The organism is Mycobacterium scrofulaceum, assembly GCF_001667885.1.
GTDB lineage: Bacteria > Actinomycetota > Actinomycetes > Mycobacteriales > Mycobacteriaceae > Mycobacterium > Mycobacterium scrofulaceum_C.
Map to the genome: position 1 here is coordinate 80433 of NZ_LZJW01000151.1, position 20393 is coordinate 100825.

Consider the following 20393-nt stretch of genomic DNA (forward strand, 5'->3'; position numbering starts at 1 on the left):
GTGGCGATCGCAAGCGCGGCGTTAGCCGGGCGCGGCGGGTCGCCACGCGTCAAGCCAGCTCAGTTGTGGAAGTCGCGAATGCCGTCCCAGTCGACCAGGGTCCAGCCGTTTATCGGGTTGCCGGTGATCACCACGCGCCCGACGTTGGGCAACGGGTGGCTGCTCAGCAGCGAGTCCTTCGCGTTCTTCGCGTTCATCAGCGTCCAGTACTCGATGGCGAATTTGTGCGAGAACACCACCGGGTTGTGCTGGCCGCTGTTGTAGACCTTTCCGATGGCGGCGGTGAATTGTTCGTTGAACTCCTTGCCGCTGATCGACCCGGGAATTTTGTTCTGCACGTCGCCCCTGAGCCAATCCGACGGCGCCAGTAGGAATGTCGAGGCCTCCTCGGCGATCGGCTTGCCCTCGAACCAGCCCGCGTTGATCTCCTGAATGCCCTGCAGCACCTGAACTTGCTTACCCAGCTCCGAGGCCAGCGGTGCGGCGGTCTGCTGGGTCCTGACCATGGTGGAGGCGTAGATGCCGTCGTAGTCCTTGTGGCCCGCTTGATGCGCGACCTGTTGCGCCTGCCCTTGGCCCTCGGGGGTCAGTCCGGGGCCCGGCACCGAGGTGTCGATGACCCCGCTGGCGTTGGATTCCGACTGGGCGTGCCGGATGAACGTCACCGTGATGCTGCGCGCCTGCGGCGATCCGCCGCAGGCACCCACGATTACGGCCGCGGTGAGCGCCGCGACTGCCTTCGAGACGGTGGAGACCAAGCTGCGCTTCGGCATGAAAGATAGCCTGCCCTGCCGACGGCGTCGGTGGGAAGGGTTTGCGATGGTTAAGTGGAGAAAATACTTCCGAAGGAGACTCAGATGGCGATTGACCCGAGTGCCGTCGGCGCGGTGACCGAACCGATGCTGTTCGAGTGGACCGACCGCGACACGCTGCTCTACGCGCTCGGCGTCGGCGCCGGCCTCGAGGACCTGTCGTTCACCACCGAGAACAGCCACGGCATCGAGCAGCAGGTGCTGCCCACCTACGCGGTGATCTGCTGCCCGGCCTTCGGGGCGGCCGGCAAGGTCGGAACGTTCAACTGGGCCATGCTGTTACACGGTTCGCAGGAAATTAGGCTGCACGCGCCGCTGCCTCCCGCGGGAAAGCTGTCGGTGGTGACCGAGGTCGCCGACATCCAGGACAAGGGCGAGGGCAAAAACGCGATCCTGGTGTTGCGCGGCCGGGGCACCGACCCGGATTCGGAGAAGCTGATCGCCGAGACGCTCACCACCCTGGTGATCCGCGGCGAGGGCGGCTTCGGCGGCGTGCCGGGCCAGCGCCCGGTGGCCCCGGAGATCCCCGACCGCGAGCCCGACGCGCGGGTCGCCCTGCCCACCCGGGAGGACCAGGCGCTGATCTACCGGCTCTCCGGTGACCGCAACCCACTGCACAGCGATCCGTGGTTCGCCCGCGAGCTCGCCGGGTTCCCCAAGCCGATCCTGCACGGGTTGTGCAGCTACGGCGTGGCGGGACGCGCGCTGGTCGCCCAGCTGGGCGGCGGTGTCGCGGCCAACGTCACGTCGATCGCGTCGCGGTTCACCTCGCCGGTTTTTCCCGGCGAGACGCTCACCACGCTGATCTGGCGCACCGAGCCGGGCAAGGCGGTGTTCCGCACCGAGGCCTCGGGCGCGGAGGGCGCCGGCACGCGGGTGGTGCTCGACGACGGCGCCGTGGAATACGTGCAGGCCTAGGACGACAGCCGGCGCGCCAGGCGGGCGGTGAACTCGCTGGCCTGTGCGGGGCTGTCGAGCGCGAACTGCGCCGCGGTGGCGCGGTCGCCGTCGTCGCTGTGCCGCACCAGGATTGGCACACCACCGTCGCGGACGGCGTCGAACGCGTCCTCATCGGTGATGTCGTCGCCGAGATAGACCGGCGTCCGGGGGCCCGACTCCGCCCCGGTCAGGTGATCGAGCACCCAGCGCAGCGTTTTGCCCTTGTCCCAGTCCAGGTCCGGGCGCAGCTCGATGACCTCCCGGCCGGTGGTCACCCGCAGGCCGTCGCGGCGGCCCGCCGCGCGCACCGCGGCCGCCACCTCGCCGACGCGGTCGCGCTCGGCGTTGCGGTAGTGCACGGCGACCCCAAAGCGCTTGTGCTCCACCACCACCCCCGGGATGGGGCCGAGTCGCTCGCGCAGCTCGCCGGCCGCGGCCTCCAACACCGGGATGGCCGCGGCGGCGTCTTCGTTCTGGTGGTGTGCGCCGTCCGGCGCGGTCAGTTCGAATCCGTGGCTGCCGGCATACCAAATTCCTTCTACCCCAATACGTTTCGACACGTCAGCCAGGTCGCGACCCGACAGCACCGCCACCGGACACCTGGCCGCCAGCTGCCGCAGCGCCTCGGTGGCGCCCTCGACGGGCACGGCCGCGTCCGGATCGTTGACGATGTCGGACAGCGTGCCGTCGAAGTCGAAGAACACCGCGGGCCGCCGCGCGGCCAGGTCGTCGAGGGCCGTCAGCGCGTCGGGCAGCTGCGACATCCGGCGGTCACCGGTGCGCACGGTGACCTCGCCCAGGTCGGCGACCACCGCGTCGGCGCCGGCGTCCCGCAGGGCGTCGCCACGCCCCGCGTCGAGGCCGATGACAAGTGCGAATCCGCCGGCGCGCGCGGCCGCGACGCCCGCTTCGTCGGCGGTGACGACCGCGCATCGGCCGGGCCGGACCTGCAGCCGGCCGGCCGCGTCCAGTGGGTCCTCGGTGTAGACGGCGGTGCGCACCCCGGCCTCTCGCAGCCTGCCCTCCAGGGCGGGGTCGGGCGCGTGGAGCAGCACCGCGTCATGGCGGCGCGGGTCGATGACGACCGATCCCGACTCTGGCACGACCCCACCTTCTCACGGGGGTCAGCCGGCCGGGGAGTGGGTCAGTACCGCGCTTGCCCCGGCGCGGGCGGTCGGGCACCCGGCGGGCGGCCGGGGAAGGCGCGCGGCGCCCGCTTGCGGCGGCGATCGCCGAACAACAACACCGAATCCTGGCTGAGCGCCACGAGCCGCGCCACGCCCAATTCGATCCCGGCGGCCAGGTGCTTGACGTCGAACGCGGCACCGGGTTCGGCGGTGATGCCGAATACCAGTTCGTCCCCGTAACTGAGCACCGCGACCCCGGTGCTCGACTGGATCGCGGTCGGGGGGATGGGCAGCAAACGCTCCATCGTCTTTCCCATCAGGCGCAGCCGGTGGCGCGGTCCCGGCACGTTGGTGGCCAGCATGACGATGGCGCGCTGCGGGAGCCGCGACAGCAGCGCAATGACGCCGTCACGCACGACCGTCGGCAAGGAGTTGAGCGCCGACTCGATGATACCGCCGGATTGTGCTGCACCCGTGGTCTTTTCGCTCCATCGGGTCTGCACGGTCCGCAAGCGCTGGACCGGGTCGTCGTGCTCGACCGGCAGGTAAGGCGACCGGACCGGTGTCGGCGCCAGCGCGGGCAGCGAGTCCGGCCGCGGCTCCTCGCCGCGGCCGAGCAGCACCGTCCGGAAGCCCTCGGTGGCGGCGGCCAACGCGACGTCGTTGACGGTGACCCCGAACCTGCGGCAGACCCGGTCCACGTCGGCGATCGGGACCCGCACGGTGGCATAGCGTCGCGGCGTGGCGGAGCGGTCGTCTGCCTGCAGCCCGGGCCAGACCGCGCCGACGACGGCGCCGGTCGCGGTCCAAGACGCCCGCCACAGCGCACCGCCCCAGCCGGGCCGCCGGACCGGCGGCGGCGAAAACGGTTTGGCCGCAGTCGCATTGGCGAAGGCGGTGTCATCGGCGTCGTCGCAAAGCCTGGCGAGCAGGTGTGCGGGCGAGTTGCCGTCCAGCAGGCGGGGATGGGCCTTCATCAAGATCGCCCACCGGTTGCCCTTGAGACCCTCGATCACCCAGCACTCCCACGGGGGGCGGTCCGGGCTCAGGGGCCGCTCGAGGGCGTGGGCGATGGCGCGGGACAGTTCGGTGTCCTCACCCGGCCGGGGGATCGCCACCCGGCGCACATGCTGGGCGAGGTCGAATTGCGGGCAGTCGACCCAGCCCGCGTGCGCCGGGTGCGCCCGCAGCAACTGCGTGCAGTGCGGTATCGATCGAATGCGTTCCGCTAGAAGGGCTTCGAGGCGCTGACGGTCGGGTGCGCCGCCCTCGACGATGGCCACCGCACCGATCGCCAGGCCGATGTGCTGGTCGGGGTCGTGAGTTTTCAGGAAAGCCGTATCCAGTGCCCTCACCTGCGCCATGCTCGCCCCCGCCGTCACTTTTCTGCCCTATACCAGTGTCTGCCGATCCCTGTGCGCGCGGTAGGCCCGCGGCGTTAAGACCGTGTTTAGGAGTTGAAGATCGGTTTAACAACGGTTGTCCTGCACCGGAGGCAATTCGAACAGACATTCGATAGACTGCGGTGGTGGGCTGGTATGAGTTGGTTTAATGGCCCGCCGAGCTGGGCGGAAATGGAGCGGGTGCTCGACAGCAAGCCGCGTCATGCCGGCGTCCGCGTGGTGGCGGGGCCGGAAGGGGAAGCCCCGCTGTCGCCCAAGCGCGGAACGTACCGGCCGCCGGAGGGCGCCCGGGCGGCCCGCTCGTCCGTTCCCTATGCCGAGCTGCACGCACATTCGGCGTTCAGCTTCCTCGACGGGGCCAGCACGCCAGAGGAGCTGGTCGAGGAGGCTTCCCGGCTGGGCCTGCGTGCCCTGGCGCTCACCGATCACGACGGCCTGTACGGGGCGGTGCGGTTTGCCGAGGCGGCCGCCGAGCTCGAACTGCGCACCGTGTTCGGCGCCGAACTGTCCTTGGGTCCGGGGGCCCGCACCGAGACGCCGGATCCGCCCGGCCCGCACCTGCTGGTGCTGGCCCGCGGCCCGGAAGGTTACCGGCGGCTGTCGCGGCAGCTGGCCGCGGCGCACCTGGCCGGCGGGGAGAAGGGCAAGCCGCGCTATGACTTCGATGCCCTGACCGAGGCCGCGGGCGGGCACTGGCACATCCTGACCGGGTGCCGCAAAGGCCATGTGCGCCAAGCGCTGTCGCAAGGCCCGGAGGCCGCGGAGCGCGCGCTGGCCGACCTGGTGGACCGGTTCGGTGCGGACCGGGTCAGCATCGAGCTGACCCACCACGGCCACCCGCTCGACGACGAACGCAACGCGGTGCTGGCCGGGTTGGCGCCGCGTTTCGGCGTCGGCGTCGTCGCCACCACCGGGGCGCATTTCGCGGGACCACCACGGCGCCGGTTGGCCATGGCCATGGGAGCCATTCGGGCGCGGCAGTCCCTGGACGCCGCCGCCGGATGGCTCGCCCCGTTGGGCGGTTCGCACCTGCGGTCCGGTGAGGAGATGGCCCGGCTGTTCGGGCAGCGGCCCGACGCGGTGACCGCCGCCGCCGAGCTCGGCGAGCAATGCGCGTTCGGGCTGGCGCTGATCGCCCCGCAGCTGCCGCCCTTCGACGTGCCCGCCGGGCATACCGAGGACAGTTGGCTGCGGCAGCTGACCATGGTGGGGGCGCGCGACCGCTACGGGCCGGCCGACGCCGCGCCGCGTGCGTACGCGCAGATCGAGCACGAGCTGAAAATCATTGAACAGCTGAGGTTTCCGGGCTACTTCTTGGTGGTGCACGACATCGCCCGGTTCTGCCGGTGCAACAACATCCTGTGTCAGGGCAGGGGATCGGCGGCCAACTCCGCGGTCTGCTATGCCCTCGGTGTCACCGCGGTGGACCCGGTGGCCAACGAGCTGCTGTTCGAGCGCTTTTTGTCGCCCGCCCGCGATGGGCCGCCCGACATCGACATGGACATCGAGTCCGATCAGCGCGAGAAGGTCATTCAGTACGTCTACGACAAATACGGCCGGGACTACGCCGCCCAGGTCGCCAACGTCATCACCTACCGGGGCCGGATCGCGGTGCGTGACATGGCCCGCGCGCTGGGCTTCTCCCAGGGGCAGCAGGACGCGTGGAGCAAGCAGATCAGCCACTGGAACGGGCTCGCCGATTCGCCCGACGTAGATGGCATCCCCGAGCAGGTGGTCGACCTGGCCAACCAGATCCGGAACCTGCCACGGCACATGGGCATCCACTCCGGCGGCATGGTGATCTGCGACCGCCCGATCGCCGACGTGTGCCCGGTGGAGTGGGCGCGCATGGAGAACCGCAGCGTGCTGCAGTGGGACAAGGACGACTGCGCGGCAATCGGTTTGGTGAAGTTCGACCTACTCGGGCTGGGCATGCTCTCGGCACTGCACTACGCCATCGACCTGGTGGCCGAGCACAAGGGAATCGAGGTGGACCTGGCCCGGCTCGACCTTTCCGAGCCCGCGGTGTACGAGATGCTGCAGCGCGCCGATTCCGTCGGCGTGTTCCAGGTGGAGTCGCGGGCCCAGATGGCCACGTTGCCCAGGCTCAAGCCGCGGATCTTCTACGACCTGGTGGTGGAGGTCGCGTTGATCCGCCCCGGGCCCATTCAGGGCGGCTCGGTGCACCCCTACATCCGGCGGCGCAACGGCCTGGACCCGGTCGTCTACGATCACCCGTCCATGGAGCCGGCGCTGCGAAAGACGCTGGGGGTGCCGCTGTTTCAGGAACAGCTGATGCAGCTCGCGGTCGACTGCGCCGGCTTCTCCGCCGCCGAGGCCGACCAGTTGCGCCGCGCGATGGGCTCCAAGCGGTCCACCGAGCGGATGCGGCGGCTGCGGGACCGGTTCTACGACGGCATGCGCACGCTGCACGGCGCCACCGACGAGGTCATCGACCGCGCCTACGAAAAGCTGGAGGCGTTCGCCAATTTCGGCTTCCCGGAAAGCCATGCGCTGTCCTTCGCGTCGCTGGTGTTCTACTCGTCGTGGTTCAAGCTGCACCACCCGGCGGCGTTCTGCGCGGCGCTGCTGCGCGCGCAGCCGATGGGCTTCTATTCGCCCCAGTCGCTGGTGGCCGACGCGCGCCGGCACGGTGTGACGGTGCACGGCCCGGACGTCAACGCCAGCCTGGCCCACGCCACCCTCGAGAACGCGGGCACCGAGGTCCGGCTCGGTCTGGGTGCCGTGCGCCACATCGGCGACGACCTCGCCGAGCGGCTGGTCGAGGAACGAAAAGCCAACGGCCCCTTCACCTCCCTGCTGGACCTGACCACCCGGCTGCAGCTGTCGGTGCCGCAGACCGAGGCGCTGGCGACGGCCGGGGCGCTCGGCTGCTTTTCCATGTCGCGGCGCGAGGCGCTGTGGGCGGCCGGGGCGGCCGCCACCCAACGCCCCGACCGCCTGCCCGGGGTCGGCTCGTCGTCGCACGTGCCCGCGCTGCCCGGGATGAGCGAGCTGGAACTGGCCGCCGCCGACGTGTGGGCCACCGGCGTATCACCCGACAGCTATCCCACGCAGTTCCTGCGCGAGGACCTGGACGCGATGGGGGTGGTGCCCGCCGACAAGCTGCTCAGCGTGCCCGACGGCGACCGGGTGCTGATCGCCGGCGCGGTGACCCACCGGCAGCGGCCGGGCACGGCCCAAGGGGTGACGTTCCTCAACCTCGAGGACGAGACCGGGATGGTCAACGTGTTGTGCACGCCGGCGGTGTGGGCACGGCACCGCAAGCTGGCCAACTCCGCGCCGGCGATGCTGGTGCGCGGCCAGGTCCAAAACGCCACCGGCGCAGTCACCGTCGTCGCCGAGCGGCTGGGCCGCATCACCCTGGCGGTCGGCTCGAAGTCGCGCGATTTCCGGTGAGCCGCTCGGCGTTTGCGCAAAAACATACCTAGCAAAATGTGGCGCGTCGTACGCTATTCGAACAAATCGCTTGATCGAGTGTCAAGGGAGTCGAAATGAACTTTAGGCCCGTTCGCCATGGCGCTGCGATACTGGGTTGTGTTGCGGTGCTTGCTCTTTCACCATCGACCGCCAGCGCTGATCCGCCGGACCCGCACCAGCCGGATATGACGAAGGGCTTCTGCCCGGGTGGTCGATGGGGTTACGGCAATTTGGCGGTGTGCGACGGCGAGAAGTATCCCGACGGGTCGTTTTGGCACCAGTGGATGAAAACCTGGATAGTCGGCCCGCAGTTTTATTACGACTGCGTCGGCGGCGACGAACCCCTGCCGGGGCCGCCTCCGCCCGGTGGCTGCGGCGGGGCAATTCCGCCCGACCAGCCGGCCCCGCCCCCAGCCTGATCCGGCGGGTGGTGTCCCGGCCATTGCGCCGAGTGTGCTCTGGTGGCGAAAAATCGGCCGAATTTTCGCCATCAGAACACGTTCGGTGATGGGTCACGCGGTCGGCGTTGTCCACACCTTCGTCGGCGTGATCCTCAGCCGGGTGCTGTAACTCGCCATCGCCTCGGTGAGGCCGAATTTCGCGGCGAGGTCCTCGTACTTGGCCCAGTACGGGCCGTCGTCACGACAGTCGACGTCCGTCGCGTCCACCGCCGCGATGCCGCCGATGACGACGATTCCGCCGCCGTTGCCGTCGGAATCCAGGTTCAGGCTCACCTCGGGGTGCGCCTTGATGTGGGCGACCTTGGCGGCCTGCGGCATGGAATAGACCGTCAGGCCGGCGCCGTCAAAGTGAAACCAGATCAGCCGCGGCACGGGCAGCCCGGCCTTGGCCACCGTGGTCAGCCAGCCGTAATAGTCCGATTTCAGCCGCTCGGAAACTTCTTGTGTCAGTTCGACGCTCATAGCGCAACGGTAGTCTCCAAGCATGACCCTCAATCTGTCCGTCGACGAAGTCCTCACCACCACCCGCTCGGTCCGCAAACGCCTGGACTTCGAGAAGCCGGTCGGCCGCGACGTGCTGATGGAATGCCTCGACCTGGCGCTGCAGGCGCCCACCGGATCCAATTCGCAGGGCTGGCAGTGGGTGTTCGTCGAGGACGCGGACAAGAAGAAGGCGATCGGCGACGTCTACCTGAAAAACGCGCGGGCCCACCTGAGCTCGCCCGCTCCCGAATACGCCGAGGGGGACACCCGCGGGGAGCGGATGGACAAGGTGCGCGATTCCGCGACCTACCTCGCCGAGCACATGCACGAGGCGCCGGTGTTGTTGATTCCCTGCATCTTTGGCCGCGAGGAGAAGCAGCCGCTGGGCGGCGTGTCATTCTGGGCGTCGCTGTTCCCTGCGGTGTGGAGCTTCTGCCTGGCGCTGCGGTCCCGCGGGCTGGGGTCGTGCTGGACGACGCTGCACCTGCTCGGCGACGGCGAGAAACAGGTCGCCGACGTGCTGGGCATCCCGTACGACAAGTACAGCCAGGGCGGGCTGTTCCCCATCGCCTACACCAAGGGCACCGACTTTCGTCCGGCCAAGCGGCTGCCCGCCGAGCAGCTCACCCACTGGAACGCCTGGTAATCAGGCCTGAAGGGGCCAAACCTCGACGACGCCGTGCGCGACCGCGCACGGCGTCTGACTCACCCGCTCGACCGCCGCGTCCAGGTCTTCGGCCTCGAACACGGCGAACCCCGCGATCGGCAGCTGCGACCGAAGGAACGGGCCCGGCTCGGTGCGCACCCCCGCGCCGTCCGGGTTGCGCACCTGGACGGGGTCGCCCGCCCGGCCGACGAGCGCGCCGGCCGCGCTGAGTTCGTCGTCACGGGCGTGCGCCGCTTGCTTGCGGTCGTCGGCCAGCCGGTGGTAGCCGGCCTCGTCGCCGTAACCGATCGTGATGAAGGTAGGCATACCGATGCTGACTCTCGGCGAACCTGAAACTCACCGCTACACGGCGCCGGGATAGCCGTGTTGCCGCCAGGCCTCATAGACGGCGACGGCGGCGGCGTTGGACAGGTTCAGCGAGCGCCGGCCCGCCAGCATCGGAATGCGCACCTGCTCGGTGATGTGCTCGTCGGCCAGCGTCGCCGCGTCCAGACCGGTCGGTTCGGGACCGAACAGCAACACGTCGTCCGGCCGGTATCGGACGTCGGCGAACGAGGTGGGCGCGTGCGAGGTGAACGCGATCACCCGCTCCGGCGACAGTGCCTCCCACGCGGCCGGGAGCGACGGGTGCACCGTGACCGACGCCAGGTCGTGATAGTCCAGCCCGGCCCGCCGCAGCTTGGGTTCCGACAGGTCGAAGCCCATCGGCTCGACCAGGTGCAATTCGCACCCGGTCGCCGCCGCCGTGCGGATGGCGTTGCCCGTGTTGGGGGCGATGCGCGGGGAGAAGAACATCAGCTTGAACACAACGCGATAATGGTCGCATGGTCGAGCAGAGCCTCTGGATGCAGAAAGTCGCTGCCGATCCCGGACATTCGCACTGGTACATAGAGCGGTTCCGCGCCATGGCCCGCGCCGGCGACGACCTGGCCGGCGAGGCGCGCTTCGTGGACGCGATGGCGCCGCGGGGCGCCCACATCCTCGACGCCGGCTGCGGGCCCGGCCGGCTGGGCGGGTATCTGGCCGCCGCCGGTCACCGCGTCGTGGGTGTCGACGTCGACCCGGCGCTGATCGAAGCGGCCGAGCAGGATCATCCCGGGCCGCGCTGGCTCGTCGGCGACCTCGCCGAGCTCGACCTGCCCGCCCGCGGCCTCACCGAGCCGTTCGACGTGATCGTGTCGGCCGGCAACGTGATGACGTTCCTGGCGCCCAGCACGCGGCGCCGGGTGCTGGGCCGGCTGCGGGCCCACCTCAAAGAGGACGGCCGGGCGGCGATCGGCTTCGGCGCGGGCCGCGACTACGGCTTCGCCGAGTTCCTCGACGACGCGGCCGCCGCCGGGCTCGAGCCCGATCTGCTGCTGTCCACCTGGGACCTGCGCCCGTTCGCCGATGACTCGGATTTCCTCGTCGCGGTCCTGCGCCGCGCGTGACGGCGGTTTGCCAGGATCGCCGGCCCGCGCGCGGGCCCACCTTGGAGGGGCCTGTCTGCTCAGTACGGATTCTGGTGACCTGGGCCGCGGGCTGTCATACTCGTCGGATTGCCACGTTGACGCGCTCGCGCCCATCTGGCGTGGCACGGGTGGATAAAGCAGGAAGTCTCATGAGCCTCTCGTTTTCTCGAGCGCTGAGCATCAGCGCAGCGGCCGGTCGCGCGGCCGTGCCGACGTGACCATGTTCGCCCGCCCGGCCACCCCTGCCGAGGCGGTCCCGTCCGAGTCCCCGCAGCCCCGCGCCGCCGAGGCGGCGCCCGCCAAACGCCCACCGACCTGGTCGCTGAGCAACTGGCCGGTCCGGTGGAAGGTCCTGGCGATCGTGCTGGTCCCGCTGGTGCTGGCGACGGTATTCGGGGGGCTGCGCATCCAGGGCGCGATGGCGAACTCCGGCGGGCTGCGGCTGGCCGCCGCTCGCGCCGACCTGGTTCCCGTGATCACCAAGTACATGTCGGCCCTGGACGTCGCCCTGCTGGCGGGCAGCACCGGGCGCGACGTGGAGGGCGCCAAGAAGAACTTCGAGGCGCGCAAATACGAGCTGGACACGCGGCTGCGCGACACCGACGTGACCCCCGAGGTGCGGTCGGGGGTGACCAACCTGCTCGACGGCGGTCAGATGCTGGTGAACAAGGTGGCCGACAACAACCTCGGTTTGCGGGAGCGGGTGACCCTCTACGCGCCGATCCTGTTGACGGCCGAGGACGTCATCAACGCGTCGGTCCGCGTCGACGACGAGAAGATCCGCGCCCAGACCCAGGGTCTGAGCCGGGCGGTCGGGGCCCGCGGGCAGATGACCATGCAGAAGATCCTCGTCACCCGGGGCGCCGACCTGCCCGAGCCGCAGCTGCGGACCTCGATGATCACCCTGGCCGGCACCGAGCCGTCGACGCTGTTCGGAATGAGTGAGGTCCTGGGCGCCGGTTCGCCCGAAGCCAAGACGCTGCAGCAGCAGCTGGTCAACCGGATGGCGATCATGTCCGACCCGGCCAGCGTGCTCGTCGACAACCCTGACCTGCTGCGCTCGATACAGACCACCGACGACATCGCCGACCAGATCATCAAGGACACCACCGCGTCGGTGACCAAATCCGTGCACGCCCAGGCCGCCGACCGGCGCAACGCCGCCATCCTCGACACCGTCCTGGTGCTGTCCGCCATCGTGGTCGCGCTGATCGTCGTGCTGCTGGTGGCGCGCGCGCTGGTCCGGCCGCTGCGCGTCCTGCGCGACGGCGCCCTCAAGGTGGCCCACACCGATCTCGAGGAGGAGATCGCCCGGGTGAAGGCCGGCGGCGCCGAGCCGACGCCCGAGCCGCTGCCGGTGTACACCACCGAGGAGATCGGCCAGGTCGCCCACGCGGTCGACGAACTGCACACCCAGGCCCTGCTGCTCGCCGGCGACGAGGCCCGGTTGCGGCTGCTGGTCAACGACATGTTCGAAACCATGTCGCGGCGCAGCCGCTCGCTGGTCGACCAGCAGCTGTCGCTCATCGACCGGCTGGAGCGCAACGAGGAGGACCCCGATCGCCTGGACAGCCTGTTCCGGCTGGACCACCTCGCGGCCCGGCTGCGCCGCAACAGCGCCAACCTGCTGGTGCTGGCCGGTGCGCAGCTGGCCCGCGACCAGCGTGACCCGGTGCCGCTGTCGACGGTGCTCAACGCCGCGGTGTCCGAGGTCGAGGACTACCGCCGCGTCGAGATCGCCGGGCTGCCCGAGAACGCCACGCTGGTCGGCGCGGCCGCCGGCGGCGCCATCCACCTGTTCGCCGAGCTGATCGACAACGCCCTGCGCTACTCGCCGCCCGCGACGACCGTGCGGGTCTCGGCTTCCCGCGGCGGCTCCGACCCGCAAGGGGGAGTCGTGGTGCGGATCGCCGACTCCGGCCTGGGCATGAACGACACGGATCGGCGCATCGCCAACATGCGGTTGCAGGCCGGCGGCGAGGTCAGCCCCGACAACGCCCGCCACATGGGGCTGTTCGTGGTCGGCCGGATCGCGGCCCGGCACGGCATCCGGGTGGGGCTGCGCGGCCCGGCGGCCAACGAGGCCGGCTCCGGCACCACCGCGGAGATCTACCTGCCGCCAACGATTCTCGAGGGCTCGGCGCCGCAGGGCCCCCGAGTCGCCCGGATCCGGGCGGTTTCGTCGCCCAGCGCGCAGCTCGCCGCCGCGGTCGCCGCGCCCGAGGAGGACCGCCGGCCCGAGCCGGCGGGCCGGCAGGCCCACGCCGCGGACTCGGCGCCGCCGGTCACGTTGCTGCCGCGCCGCAATCCCGGTTCCAGCGGCATCACCGAGGTGCCCGCCGAACCCGCCGATCCGCTGCCGCAGCGGCAGCGCCGCGAACTGCCCACGCCGTGGTGGGAGAGCGGGACCTCGGCCGCACCGAGCGCCCCGGAGCCGGAACCGCAGCCGAAACCCGCCCGCGCCTCGGACACCTCGGCGTTCTTCGCCGCGCGGGCACGGGAGGCCGACAAGCCGGCCGAAACGCCGCCGACCCCGACCCCGGCGCCGAGCGCGCCCGGCCCGTCGATCCCGGCCGCGCCGAAGAGCGCAGCCGCTCCGACGAGCGCGACCCCGGCCGACGACGACGTCATCTACCGGCGGATGCTGTCGGAGATGCTCGGCGATCCGCACGACCTCGTCAACAGCCCCGACCTGGACTGGCAGTCGGTGTGGGACCGCGGCTGGACGCTCGCCGCGGCGGCCGAGGACAAGCCCGTCGAGTCGCGCACCGCCGAGCACGGTCTGCCGGTCCGCACGCCCGGTGCGCGGCTGGTGCCCGGCGCGGCCAACGGCACGGGCCGGCCCGCCGAGGACGACGAGGGCCACGAACCCAACGGCGGCTCGCACTCCGGCCGCGAACCGCAGCACGCCGCCGCCGCGCGCGACCCCGAGGCGGTGCGCGCGTCGTTCAGTAGCCACTTCGGCGGCGTGCGCACCGGCCGCACGCACGCCCGCGACACCCAGGGGCCCGATCAGGAATGACCGCACCCGCGAATTCCCTGGACTGGCTGGTGACGCGCTTCGCCCGCGAGGTGCCCGGCGTGGCGCACGCCCTGCTGGTCTCCGTGGACGGGCTGCCCATCGCCGCCAGCGAGCACCTGCCGCGTGAGCGCGCCGACCAGCTGGCCGCGGTGGCCTCCGGTCTGGCCAGCCTCGCGACCGGCGCCGCGCAGCTGTTCGAGGGCGGCCAGGTGCTGCAGTCGGTGGTGGAGATGCAGAACGGCTACCTGCTGCTGATGCGCGTCGGCGACGGCTCGCATTTGGCCACGCTCGCCGCGACGTCGTGTGACATCGGTCAAATCGGTTACGAGATGGCCATTCTGGTCGAGCGGGTCGGGGGCGTGGTGCAGTCCACCCGCCGGTCTGGCGTCTCGTGAGCCGCGATGGACGACCGCGAGCCCCGGCATCTTGCTGAGCCGACCGCACGTCGAGGGAACCTGGTCCGCCCGTACACCCTGACGTCCGGACGGACCGGCACCGACGTCGACCTTCCCGTGGAAGCGCCGATCCAGACGTTGCAGGCCGGGCTGGCCCACCGGTGGCCGCCCGACGACGCGAAAGGCAAGATCATCCAACTGTGCGTCGGCAGCCCGTCGGTCGCGGAGATCTCGGCCCGGCTGGATCTGCCGCTCGGCGTCACGCGCGTCCTGGTCGGCGATCTGGTTTTGTCCGGCTACCTTCGGGTGCATAAGACGTTGTCCGAGCGTTCGACCAGAGATGAGCGCCACGAACTCATAGGAAGGACGCTGCGTGGCCTTAAGGCACTCTGAGGCGCACTCCGAGGTGTATTCCGATCCGGCCCACGCCTCGACGAAGATCGTCATCGCCGGCGGATTCGGTGCCGGCAAGACGACGTTCGTCGGCGCGGTGTCGGAGATCATGCCGTTGCGCACCGAGGCGATGCTGACCGACGCCTCGACCGCCGTCGACGCGCTGGAGGCCACCCCGGACAAGCGGACCACCACCGTCGCGATGGACTTCGGCCGGATCACGCTGGACGAGGACCTGGTGCTCTACCTGTTCGGGACGCCGGGTCAACGCCGGTTCTGGTTCATGTGGGACGACCTGGTGCGCGGCGCCATCGGGGCGATCGTGCTGGTGGACTGCCGGCGCCTGGAGGACAGCTTCGCCGCGGTCGACTTCTTCGAGCACCGCAACCTGCCGTTCCTGATCGCGGTCAACGAGTTCGACGGCGCCCCGCGCTACCCGGTCGCGGAGGTCCGTGAGGCGCTCACCCTGCCCGCGCACATCCCGGTGATCACGGTCGACGCCCGGGACCGCCGGTCGGCGACCGACGCGCTGATCGCCGTCAGTGAATACGCGCTGAGCAGCCTGGCCAGTTGACCGAGCGGTGGGCCGATCGCCACTTCGAAGGCCACGACTTCACCGACGAGGACCTGACCCGGCTGGACACCGAGCGGGCCGTGTTCGACGGGTGCAACTTCAGCGGGGCCAACCTAGCCGAATCCCGGCACCGCGGGTCGGCGTTCCGCAATTGCACCTTCCGGCGAACCTCGTTGTGGCACAGCACCTTCGCGCAGTGCAGCATGCTGGGGTCGGTGTTCGTGCAGTGCCGGATGCGGCCGATCTCCTTCGACGAGGTCGACTTCACGCTGGCGGTGCTGGGCGGTAACGACCTGCGCGGCGTCGACCTGAGCGGCTGCCGGCTGCGGGAGGCCAGCCTGGTGGAGGCCGACCTGCGCAAGGCGGCGTTACGCCGCGCCGACCTGTCCGGTGCGCGGGCGACGGGCGCCCGGCTGGACGACGCCGACCTGCGCGGCGCCACGGTGGATCCCGCGCTGTGGCGGACCGCCTCGCTGACGGGCGCCCGCGTCGACGTCGGCCAGGCGGTGGCCTTCGCGGCGGCGCAAGGCTTGCGCCTGGACGGCTGACGTCACTGCTTGAGCCGGATGCGCCAGCGCACCACGGCGGCGTAGGTGACCGACAGCAGCGCGAGCATGCCCATGTCGAACAGCCAGGTTCCCGACGTGTGCTGGAAGTGGCTGTCGCGCGGGCTCTGCGGGCCGGGCGCCACGGCCCACAGGTCGACCGTCGACGCCTGCGCGGCGTACCCCCACCGCGAGGGCACCGCCCACGACAGTTGGTCGAGGAAGATCCTGTTGGTGACCGGCACCATCCCGCCGGACAGCACCATCTGCATCATCAGCGACACCACCAGCAGCGGCATGATCTGCTCGTTGGAGCGCGCCAGCGCCGACAGCAGCAGGCCCAGCATCGCCGCGGCCACACACGTCGCCGCGACGGCGACGAACAGCTCGAGCGTCGCGTTGCCGAGCAGGACGGCCGGCCGCTTCGGCGGGCCCTTGCCCACCACCACGATCGCGGTCGCGACCGCCGCCTGGACGACCGCGAACGTGCAGAACACCGCGATCTTGGCCAGCAGGTATGCGCTGGTCGACAGCCCGACCGCCTGCTCGCGCCGGAAGATCGGGCGCTCGCCGATCAGGTCGCGGATGGTCAGCGCGGTACCCATGAACGCCGCGGCCATGGTGAGCAGGGTCAGGATCGTCCCGGCCTCACCGGCCGATTCACTGGTCGGATCGGCGTAGCCGAAACCGGTGTGGCCGGGAACGGTCAGCGACAGCGCACCCATCACGAACGGCAGCAGCGCCAGGAAGACGAAGTAGGCGCGGTCGGCGACCACCAGGCGGACCTGGCGGCGGGCGATCGTGGAGAACTGGCGGCGCATGCTGGTGCGCGGCGGGACGCCGAGGTCGGCGGGCGCCTCGGTCTGGGCGGGTGGCGGCGGTTTGTTCTGCGCCAGGAAGCGGCGATTGGCCTCGTCCGGGTCGGCGCCGACCTTCGCGAAAATCTGCGCCCAGTTGGTGGTCCCCATGGCCGCGCCGATCTGGTCGGGCGGCCCAAGGAACGCGGTCTTACCCCCGGGCGCCATCAGCAGCACCTGGTCGCAGACGTCGAGGTAGGTCAGGGAATGGGTGACCACCAGCACCACCCGGCCGGCGTCGGCCAGCTGGCGCAGCATCGTCATGACCTGCAGGTCCAGCGCCGGGTCCAGGCCCGACGTCGGCTCGTCGAGGATCAGCAGCGACGGCCCGGTGAGCAGCTCCAGCGCCACCGAGGCACGCTTGCGCTGCCCGCCCGACAGCTTGTCGACCCGGGTCTCCGCGTGCTGGGTCAGCCCCAGCTCGTCGAGCACCTGCGCGACGACCTCTTCGCGGTCGGCCTTGCTGGTGTCGGGCGGCAGCCGCAGCTCGGCCGCGTACCCCAGCGCCTGGTTGACCGTGAGCTGGCGGTGCACCACGTCGTCCTGCGGCACCATCCCGATCCGGGTGCGCAGCGACGCGTACTCGGTGTGGATGTTGTGGCCCTCGAACGTGACCACGCCGGAGGTCGGCGTCGCGTAGCCGGCGATCAGCCTCGACAGCGTGGTCTTGCCCGCGCCGGACCCGCCGATGAGGGCGGTCAGCGTGCCGGGGCGCGCCGTGAGCGAGATCCGCTCGAGCAGATTCTTGCCGTTGACATTGAAGTCGACGCCGTGCACCTCCAGGCCGCCCGTGCGCGTCGCCGCCTCCTGACGGCGGACCAGGATGCCGCCGGAGAACACCAGGTCGACGTTGCCGATCGTCACGACGTCGCCCTCGGAGAGCACCGCGGACGCGGCCTTGACCCCGTTGACGAAGGTGCCGTTGCTGCTGTTGGCGTCGCGGATCTCGGGGCCCGCCGGGGTGAGGGTGAGGAACGCGTGATGGCGCGACGCCAGCACGTCGTGGATGACGATGTCGTTGTCGAGCGCCCGCCCGATCCAGGCGGGGCGGCCGGGCCGGTCGGTCCTGCGGTCGGCGTCCGGGCCCAGGTTCTTCACCCGGGTGGTGGGGAACTCCGCCACCTGGCCGCTGACGCCGATCTGGGTGGCCGGGCTCGCGTCGGGGGGCCCGCCGGTTTGTGGCACCGATCGGGTCGCGGCGTCCGGCCGGACGATGGGGACCGCGGTGGTGCGCTGCGGGCCCGCCCAGGGGCGCGGGCGCGGCGGCGGGGCCGCGGGTTGCCGCGGCGGGGCCTGCGGTCGGGGCCCGGTCGACGGCGCGGGCGCCGGCCGGGCGTCGCTGGGCGGCGCGATCACCGGGATCGACTCCGTGGTGGGCGGAAGCATGCCGACGCTGCCGGTGTGGTGGCCGATCTCGAAGGTGATCCGGGGGCCGTCGGGCTTGCCGATGTTGATGGACTGGCCGTCTTCGATGTCGACCAGCGGCACCCGCTGGCCGTTGACGTACACCCCGTTCAGCGAATTGTTGTCCAGCGCCACCCATTTGCCGCGATCGAAGCGCAGCAGCAGGTGCGAGCGGGCGACCAGCGGATGCGCCACCCGCAAGTCCGCCCGCAGGTCGCTGCCGACGACCACGTCGCGGCCGGCCGCGAAGCTGCCCTTCGATCGGTCCGATCGAACGGTCAGGACGGGCTCGGCGGCTTGGGGCATCTCAGCGTTTCAAGCGGATGTGCCACCGGACGAAGCCGGTGTAGGCGATGGACAGAAACGCCAGCATCGCCATGTCGAACACGAAGATGTGCTTGGAGTGCTGCCAGATCGGGTCGTTGGTCGGGATCTGTTTGACCTTCACCAGCGACGGAAAGTCGATCGACGACGCCCCGGCGGCGTAGCCCCAGCGTGCCGGTGTCAGCCAGGCGAGCTCTTCGAGGCCGAATCGCTGATAGACGGGGATCATGCCGCTGGAGAACACCAGCTGCGACATGATCGACACCACGAGTAGCGGCATGATCTGTTCGTTGGACTGCGCGCAGGCCGACAACAGCAGGCCCAGCATCGCCGAGGCCACACAGGTCCCGGCGACGGTGACGAACAGCGAGAAGGTGGAGTTGCCGAAGAAGGGCGGATGCGCCGTCGGCGCGCCCTTGCCCAGCCGCACGATGATGGTCGCGATCGCCGCCTGCAGCGTCGCGAAGACGCAGAACACCGCGATCTTGGCCAGCAGGTAGGCGGTCGTGGACAGGCCGACGGCCTGCTCGCGTCGGAAGATCGGGCGCTCGCCGATCAGGTCGCGGATGGTCAGCGCGGTGCCCATGAAGACGGCGCCGATGTTCAGCAGCACCATGATGTATTGCGGCTGCGTGGGCGCGGGGCCGAGCGGGTCGGCCGGGCCGAGGCCCGGATGGGGGCCCTTGACCGTCAGCGACAACGCCCCGATCAGGAACGGCAGGATCGCCAGGAAGATGGTGTAGCCGCGGTCGGACACGACGAGGCGGACCTGGCGGCGGGCGATCGTGGACAGCTGCCGCCACAGGTCCGTCTTCGGCGGCTCACCCAGGTCGGCGGGGCTTTGCGGGGTCGGCGGCCGCGACGACTGCTGATCGCGTTCCTTGAATCGGCGGTTGGCCTCGTCGGGGTCGGCGCCGACCTTGGCGAAGATGTCGGCCCAGTTGCGGGTGCCCATGGCCGCCTCGACCTGGTCGGGCGGGCCGCAGAAGGCGGTCTTGCCGCCCGGCGCGATCAGCAGGATCTGGTCGCAGACGTCCAGGTACGAGACCGAGTGGGTCACCACCAATACCGTGCGGCCGGCGTCGGCGAGCTGGCGCAGCATCAGCATGACCTGACGGTCGAGCGCCGGGTCCAGGCCGGAGGTCGGTTCGTCGAGGAGCAGCAGCGACGGCTGGGTGAGCAGTTCGAGCGCCACCGAGGCGCGCTTGCGCTGGCCGCCGGACAGCTTGTCGACCCGGGTCTCGGCGTGCTTGGTCATGTCCAGTTCTTCGAGGACCTGCGCGACGATTTGCGCCCGCTCGGCCTTGCTGGTGTCGGGCGGCAGCCGCAGCTCGGCGGCGTAGTTCAGGGCCTGGTTGACGGTCAGCTGGCGGTGCACGACGTCGTCCTGCGGGACCATCCCGATCCGGCTGCGCATGGTCGCGTACTCGGCGTGGATGTCGTGGCCCTCGAAGGTCACCGAGCCCGAGGTGGGGCTGGTGTAACCCACGATCACCCGCGACAGCGTGGTCTTGCCGGCGCCCGAGCCGCCGATGATGGCCGTCAGCGTGCCGGGCCGCGCGGTCAGCGAGATGTGGTCGAGCAGTTGCTTGTTCTGGTCGACGGTGTAGCAGACGGAGTTGACCTCCAGGCCGCCGCTGCGGGTCGCGGCCTCGGTGCGCCGGAGCAGCTCGCCGCGGGTGAACACCAGGTCGACGTTGCCGATGGTGACCACGTCGCCCTCTGTCAGCACGGCGGACCCGACCCGCACGCCGTTGACGAAGGTGCCGTTGACGCTGTGCGCGTCGCGGATCTCGGTGCCCAGCGGCGTCTGAGTCAAAAACGCGTGGTGGCGGGACGCCAGGACGTCCTGAATGACGACGTCGTTGTCGGTCGCCCGGCCGATCGTCAGCGCGCCGGAGGGTTTCTGCATCGCCCCCGAGCGCGACGGCATGAGCGCCTGGAACATCTTGGTCGCGAGGTTGGCGACCTCGGGCGGCTTGGCGGACGCGCGGCTCATCTCGGTCTGCGGCGACGCCACCCCGGACAGCTGGGGGTGCGGCTGGAAGTTGGCCGGCGGCATCCTGGTCCGCCGTCAGGAGGCGGCGACGTGGCG

Annotated in this window: 18 protein-coding genes; 10 read left to right on the plus strand and 8 right to left on the minus strand. The window is 70.6% G+C overall.

The annotated features are described in order from the left end of the window. Positions 1–59 precede the first annotated feature (59 nt). Positions 60–773 (minus strand): histidine phosphatase family protein, encoded by a 714-nt coding sequence (locus A5681_RS22265; RefSeq protein WP_067280557.1) that lies wholly within the window; start codon positions 771–773, stop codon positions 60–62. 84 nt (positions 774–857) lie between these two features. On the opposite strand from A5681_RS22265, the gene A5681_RS22270 reads away from it, so the two are divergent. Further along, positions 858–1730 (plus strand): MaoC family dehydratase, encoded by an 873-nt coding sequence (locus A5681_RS22270; RefSeq protein WP_067280560.1) that lies wholly within the window; start codon positions 858–860, stop codon positions 1728–1730. Here A5681_RS22270 and otsB read toward each other — a convergent pair. Together otsB and A5681_RS22280 are read right to left on the minus strand one after the other, a co-directional pair. Continuing rightward, positions 1727–2854: a trehalose-phosphatase gene (gene otsB / locus A5681_RS22275; RefSeq protein ID WP_067280563.1), complete on the minus strand. Its 1128-nt coding sequence runs from the start codon at positions 2852–2854 to the stop codon at positions 1727–1729. The two genes, A5681_RS22270 and otsB, sit on opposite strands and share 4 nt — an antisense overlap. Positions 2855–2895: 41 nt before the next feature. Then, entirely contained in the window at positions 2896–4242 is a 1347-nt protein-coding gene (locus A5681_RS22280; protein ID WP_067280624.1) for a wax ester/triacylglycerol synthase domain-containing protein, read from the minus strand. Positions 4243–4416: 174 nt separating this feature from the next. Here A5681_RS22280 and A5681_RS22285 point away from each other — a divergent pair, with 174 nt between their 5' ends. Together A5681_RS22285 and A5681_RS26795 are read left to right on the plus strand one after the other, a co-directional pair. Then, positions 4417–7701, plus strand: coding sequence for an error-prone DNA polymerase (locus A5681_RS22285; protein ID WP_067280566.1), 3285 nt, complete (start codon positions 4417–4419; stop codon positions 7699–7701). A 95-nt stretch (positions 7702–7796) separates the two neighbouring features. Continuing rightward, positions 7797–8141 carry a hypothetical protein gene (locus A5681_RS26795; RefSeq protein ID WP_082968494.1) on the plus strand — a complete coding sequence of 115 codons (345 nt, stop codon included), beginning with the start codon at positions 7797–7799 and terminating at the stop codon, positions 8139–8141. Positions 8142–8234: 93 nt separating this feature from the next. Here A5681_RS26795 and A5681_RS22290 read toward each other — a convergent pair whose 3' ends face one another. Then, on the minus strand, positions 8235–8645 hold the full coding sequence (locus tag A5681_RS22290; RefSeq protein ID WP_067280568.1) for a TIGR03667 family PPOX class F420-dependent oxidoreductase: 411 nt from the start codon (positions 8643–8645) through the stop codon (positions 8235–8237). Between the two features lie 22 nt (positions 8646–8667). On the opposite strand from A5681_RS22290, the gene A5681_RS22295 reads away from it, so the two are divergent. Next, on the plus strand, positions 8668–9312 hold the full coding sequence (locus tag A5681_RS22295; protein ID WP_067280569.1) for a nitroreductase family protein: 645 nt from the start codon (positions 8668–8670) through the stop codon (positions 9310–9312). Here A5681_RS22295 and A5681_RS22300 read toward each other — a convergent pair whose 3' ends face one another. Together A5681_RS22300 and A5681_RS22305 are read right to left on the minus strand one after the other, a co-directional pair. Further along, entirely contained in the window at positions 9313–9639 is a 327-nt protein-coding gene (locus A5681_RS22300; protein ID WP_067280571.1) for a YciI family protein, read from the minus strand. Positions 9640–9675: 36 nt separating this feature from the next. Further along, positions 9676–10140: a tRNA (cytidine(34)-2'-O)-methyltransferase gene (locus A5681_RS22305; protein ID WP_067280573.1), complete on the minus strand. Its 465-nt coding sequence runs from the start codon at positions 10138–10140 to the stop codon at positions 9676–9678. A gap of 17 nt (positions 10141–10157) precedes the next feature. Between A5681_RS22305 and A5681_RS22310 the strand changes: the two genes are divergently transcribed. From A5681_RS22310 to A5681_RS22335, 6 genes are all read left to right on the plus strand, one after another. Beyond that, entirely contained in the window at positions 10158–10763 is a 606-nt protein-coding gene (locus A5681_RS22310) for a class I SAM-dependent methyltransferase (protein ID WP_067280576.1), read from the plus strand. A gap of 241 nt (positions 10764–11004) precedes the next feature. Continuing rightward, positions 11005–13806, plus strand: a complete 2802-nt coding sequence (locus A5681_RS22315) for a sensor histidine kinase (RefSeq protein WP_067280628.1) — start codon at positions 11005–11007, stop codon at positions 13804–13806. Beyond that, a complete protein-coding gene (locus A5681_RS22320; protein WP_067280579.1) occupies positions 13803–14201 on the plus strand; it encodes a serine protease inhibitor in 399 nt (132 codons plus the stop codon). The genes A5681_RS22315 and A5681_RS22320 overlap by 4 nt, the downstream gene beginning before the upstream one ends. Before the next feature lie 6 nt (positions 14202–14207). After that, on the plus strand, positions 14208–14594 hold the full coding sequence (locus tag A5681_RS22325; RefSeq protein WP_067280582.1) for a DUF742 domain-containing protein: 387 nt from the start codon (positions 14208–14210) through the stop codon (positions 14592–14594). Further along, positions 14575–15168 carry a GTP-binding protein gene (locus tag A5681_RS22330; protein ID WP_067280584.1) on the plus strand — a complete coding sequence of 198 codons (594 nt, stop codon included), beginning with the start codon at positions 14575–14577 and terminating at the stop codon, positions 15166–15168. Before A5681_RS22325 ends, A5681_RS22330 begins: the two co-directional genes overlap by 20 nt. Further along, positions 15165–15716 (plus strand): pentapeptide repeat-containing protein, encoded by a 552-nt coding sequence (locus A5681_RS22335; protein WP_067280586.1) that lies wholly within the window; start codon positions 15165–15167, stop codon positions 15714–15716. Before A5681_RS22330 ends, A5681_RS22335 begins: the two co-directional genes overlap by 4 nt. Positions 15717–15718: 2 nt before the next feature. Here the strand turns inward: A5681_RS22335 and A5681_RS22340 are convergent, their stop codons facing one another. Beyond that, positions 15719–18280, minus strand: a complete 2562-nt coding sequence (locus tag A5681_RS22340; RefSeq protein WP_067280589.1) for an ATP-binding cassette domain-containing protein — start codon at positions 18278–18280, stop codon at positions 15719–15721. A 1-nt stretch (position 18281) separates the two neighbouring features. Next, positions 18282–20360 carry an ATP-binding cassette domain-containing protein gene (locus A5681_RS22345; RefSeq protein ID WP_197498687.1) on the minus strand — a complete coding sequence of 693 codons (2079 nt, stop codon included), beginning with the start codon at positions 20358–20360 and terminating at the stop codon, positions 18282–18284. Between the last annotated feature and the right edge of the window lie 33 nt (positions 20361–20393).

Coding starts and splice junctions, on each gene's coding strand:
- A5681_RS22265 (WP_067280557.1), bottom strand. CDS start 773: ATGCCGAAGCGCAGCTTGGTCTCCACCGTCTCGAAGGCAGTCGCGGCG.
- A5681_RS22270 (WP_067280560.1), top strand. CDS start 858: ATGGCGATTGACCCGAGTGCCGTCGGCGCGGTGACCGAACCGATGCTG.
- A5681_RS22280 (WP_067280624.1), bottom strand. CDS start 4,242: ATGGCGCAGGTGAGGGCACTGGATACGGCTTTCCTGAAAACTCACGAC.
- A5681_RS22285 (WP_067280566.1), top strand. CDS start 4,417: ATGAGTTGGTTTAATGGCCCGCCGAGCTGGGCGGAAATGGAGCGGGTG.
- A5681_RS26795 (WP_082968494.1), top strand. CDS start 7,797: ATGAACTTTAGGCCCGTTCGCCATGGCGCTGCGATACTGGGTTGTGTT.
- A5681_RS22290 (WP_067280568.1), bottom strand. CDS start 8,645: ATGAGCGTCGAACTGACACAAGAAGTTTCCGAGCGGCTGAAATCGGAC.
- A5681_RS22295 (WP_067280569.1), top strand. CDS start 8,668: ATGACCCTCAATCTGTCCGTCGACGAAGTCCTCACCACCACCCGCTCG.
- A5681_RS22300 (WP_067280571.1), bottom strand. CDS start 9,639: ATGCCTACCTTCATCACGATCGGTTACGGCGACGAGGCCGGCTACCAC.
- A5681_RS22310 (WP_067280576.1), top strand. CDS start 10,158: ATGGTCGAGCAGAGCCTCTGGATGCAGAAAGTCGCTGCCGATCCCGGA.
- A5681_RS22315 (WP_067280628.1), top strand. CDS start 11,005: ATGTTCGCCCGCCCGGCCACCCCTGCCGAGGCGGTCCCGTCCGAGTCC.
- A5681_RS22320 (WP_067280579.1), top strand. CDS start 13,803: ATGACCGCACCCGCGAATTCCCTGGACTGGCTGGTGACGCGCTTCGCC.
- A5681_RS22325 (WP_067280582.1), top strand. CDS start 14,208: ATGGACGACCGCGAGCCCCGGCATCTTGCTGAGCCGACCGCACGTCGA.
- A5681_RS22340 (WP_067280589.1), bottom strand. CDS start 18,280: ATGCCCCAAGCCGCCGAGCCCGTCCTGACCGTTCGATCGGACCGATCG.
- A5681_RS22345 (WP_197498687.1), bottom strand. CDS start 20,360: ATGCCGCCGGCCAACTTCCAGCCGCACCCCCAGCTGTCCGGGGTGGCG.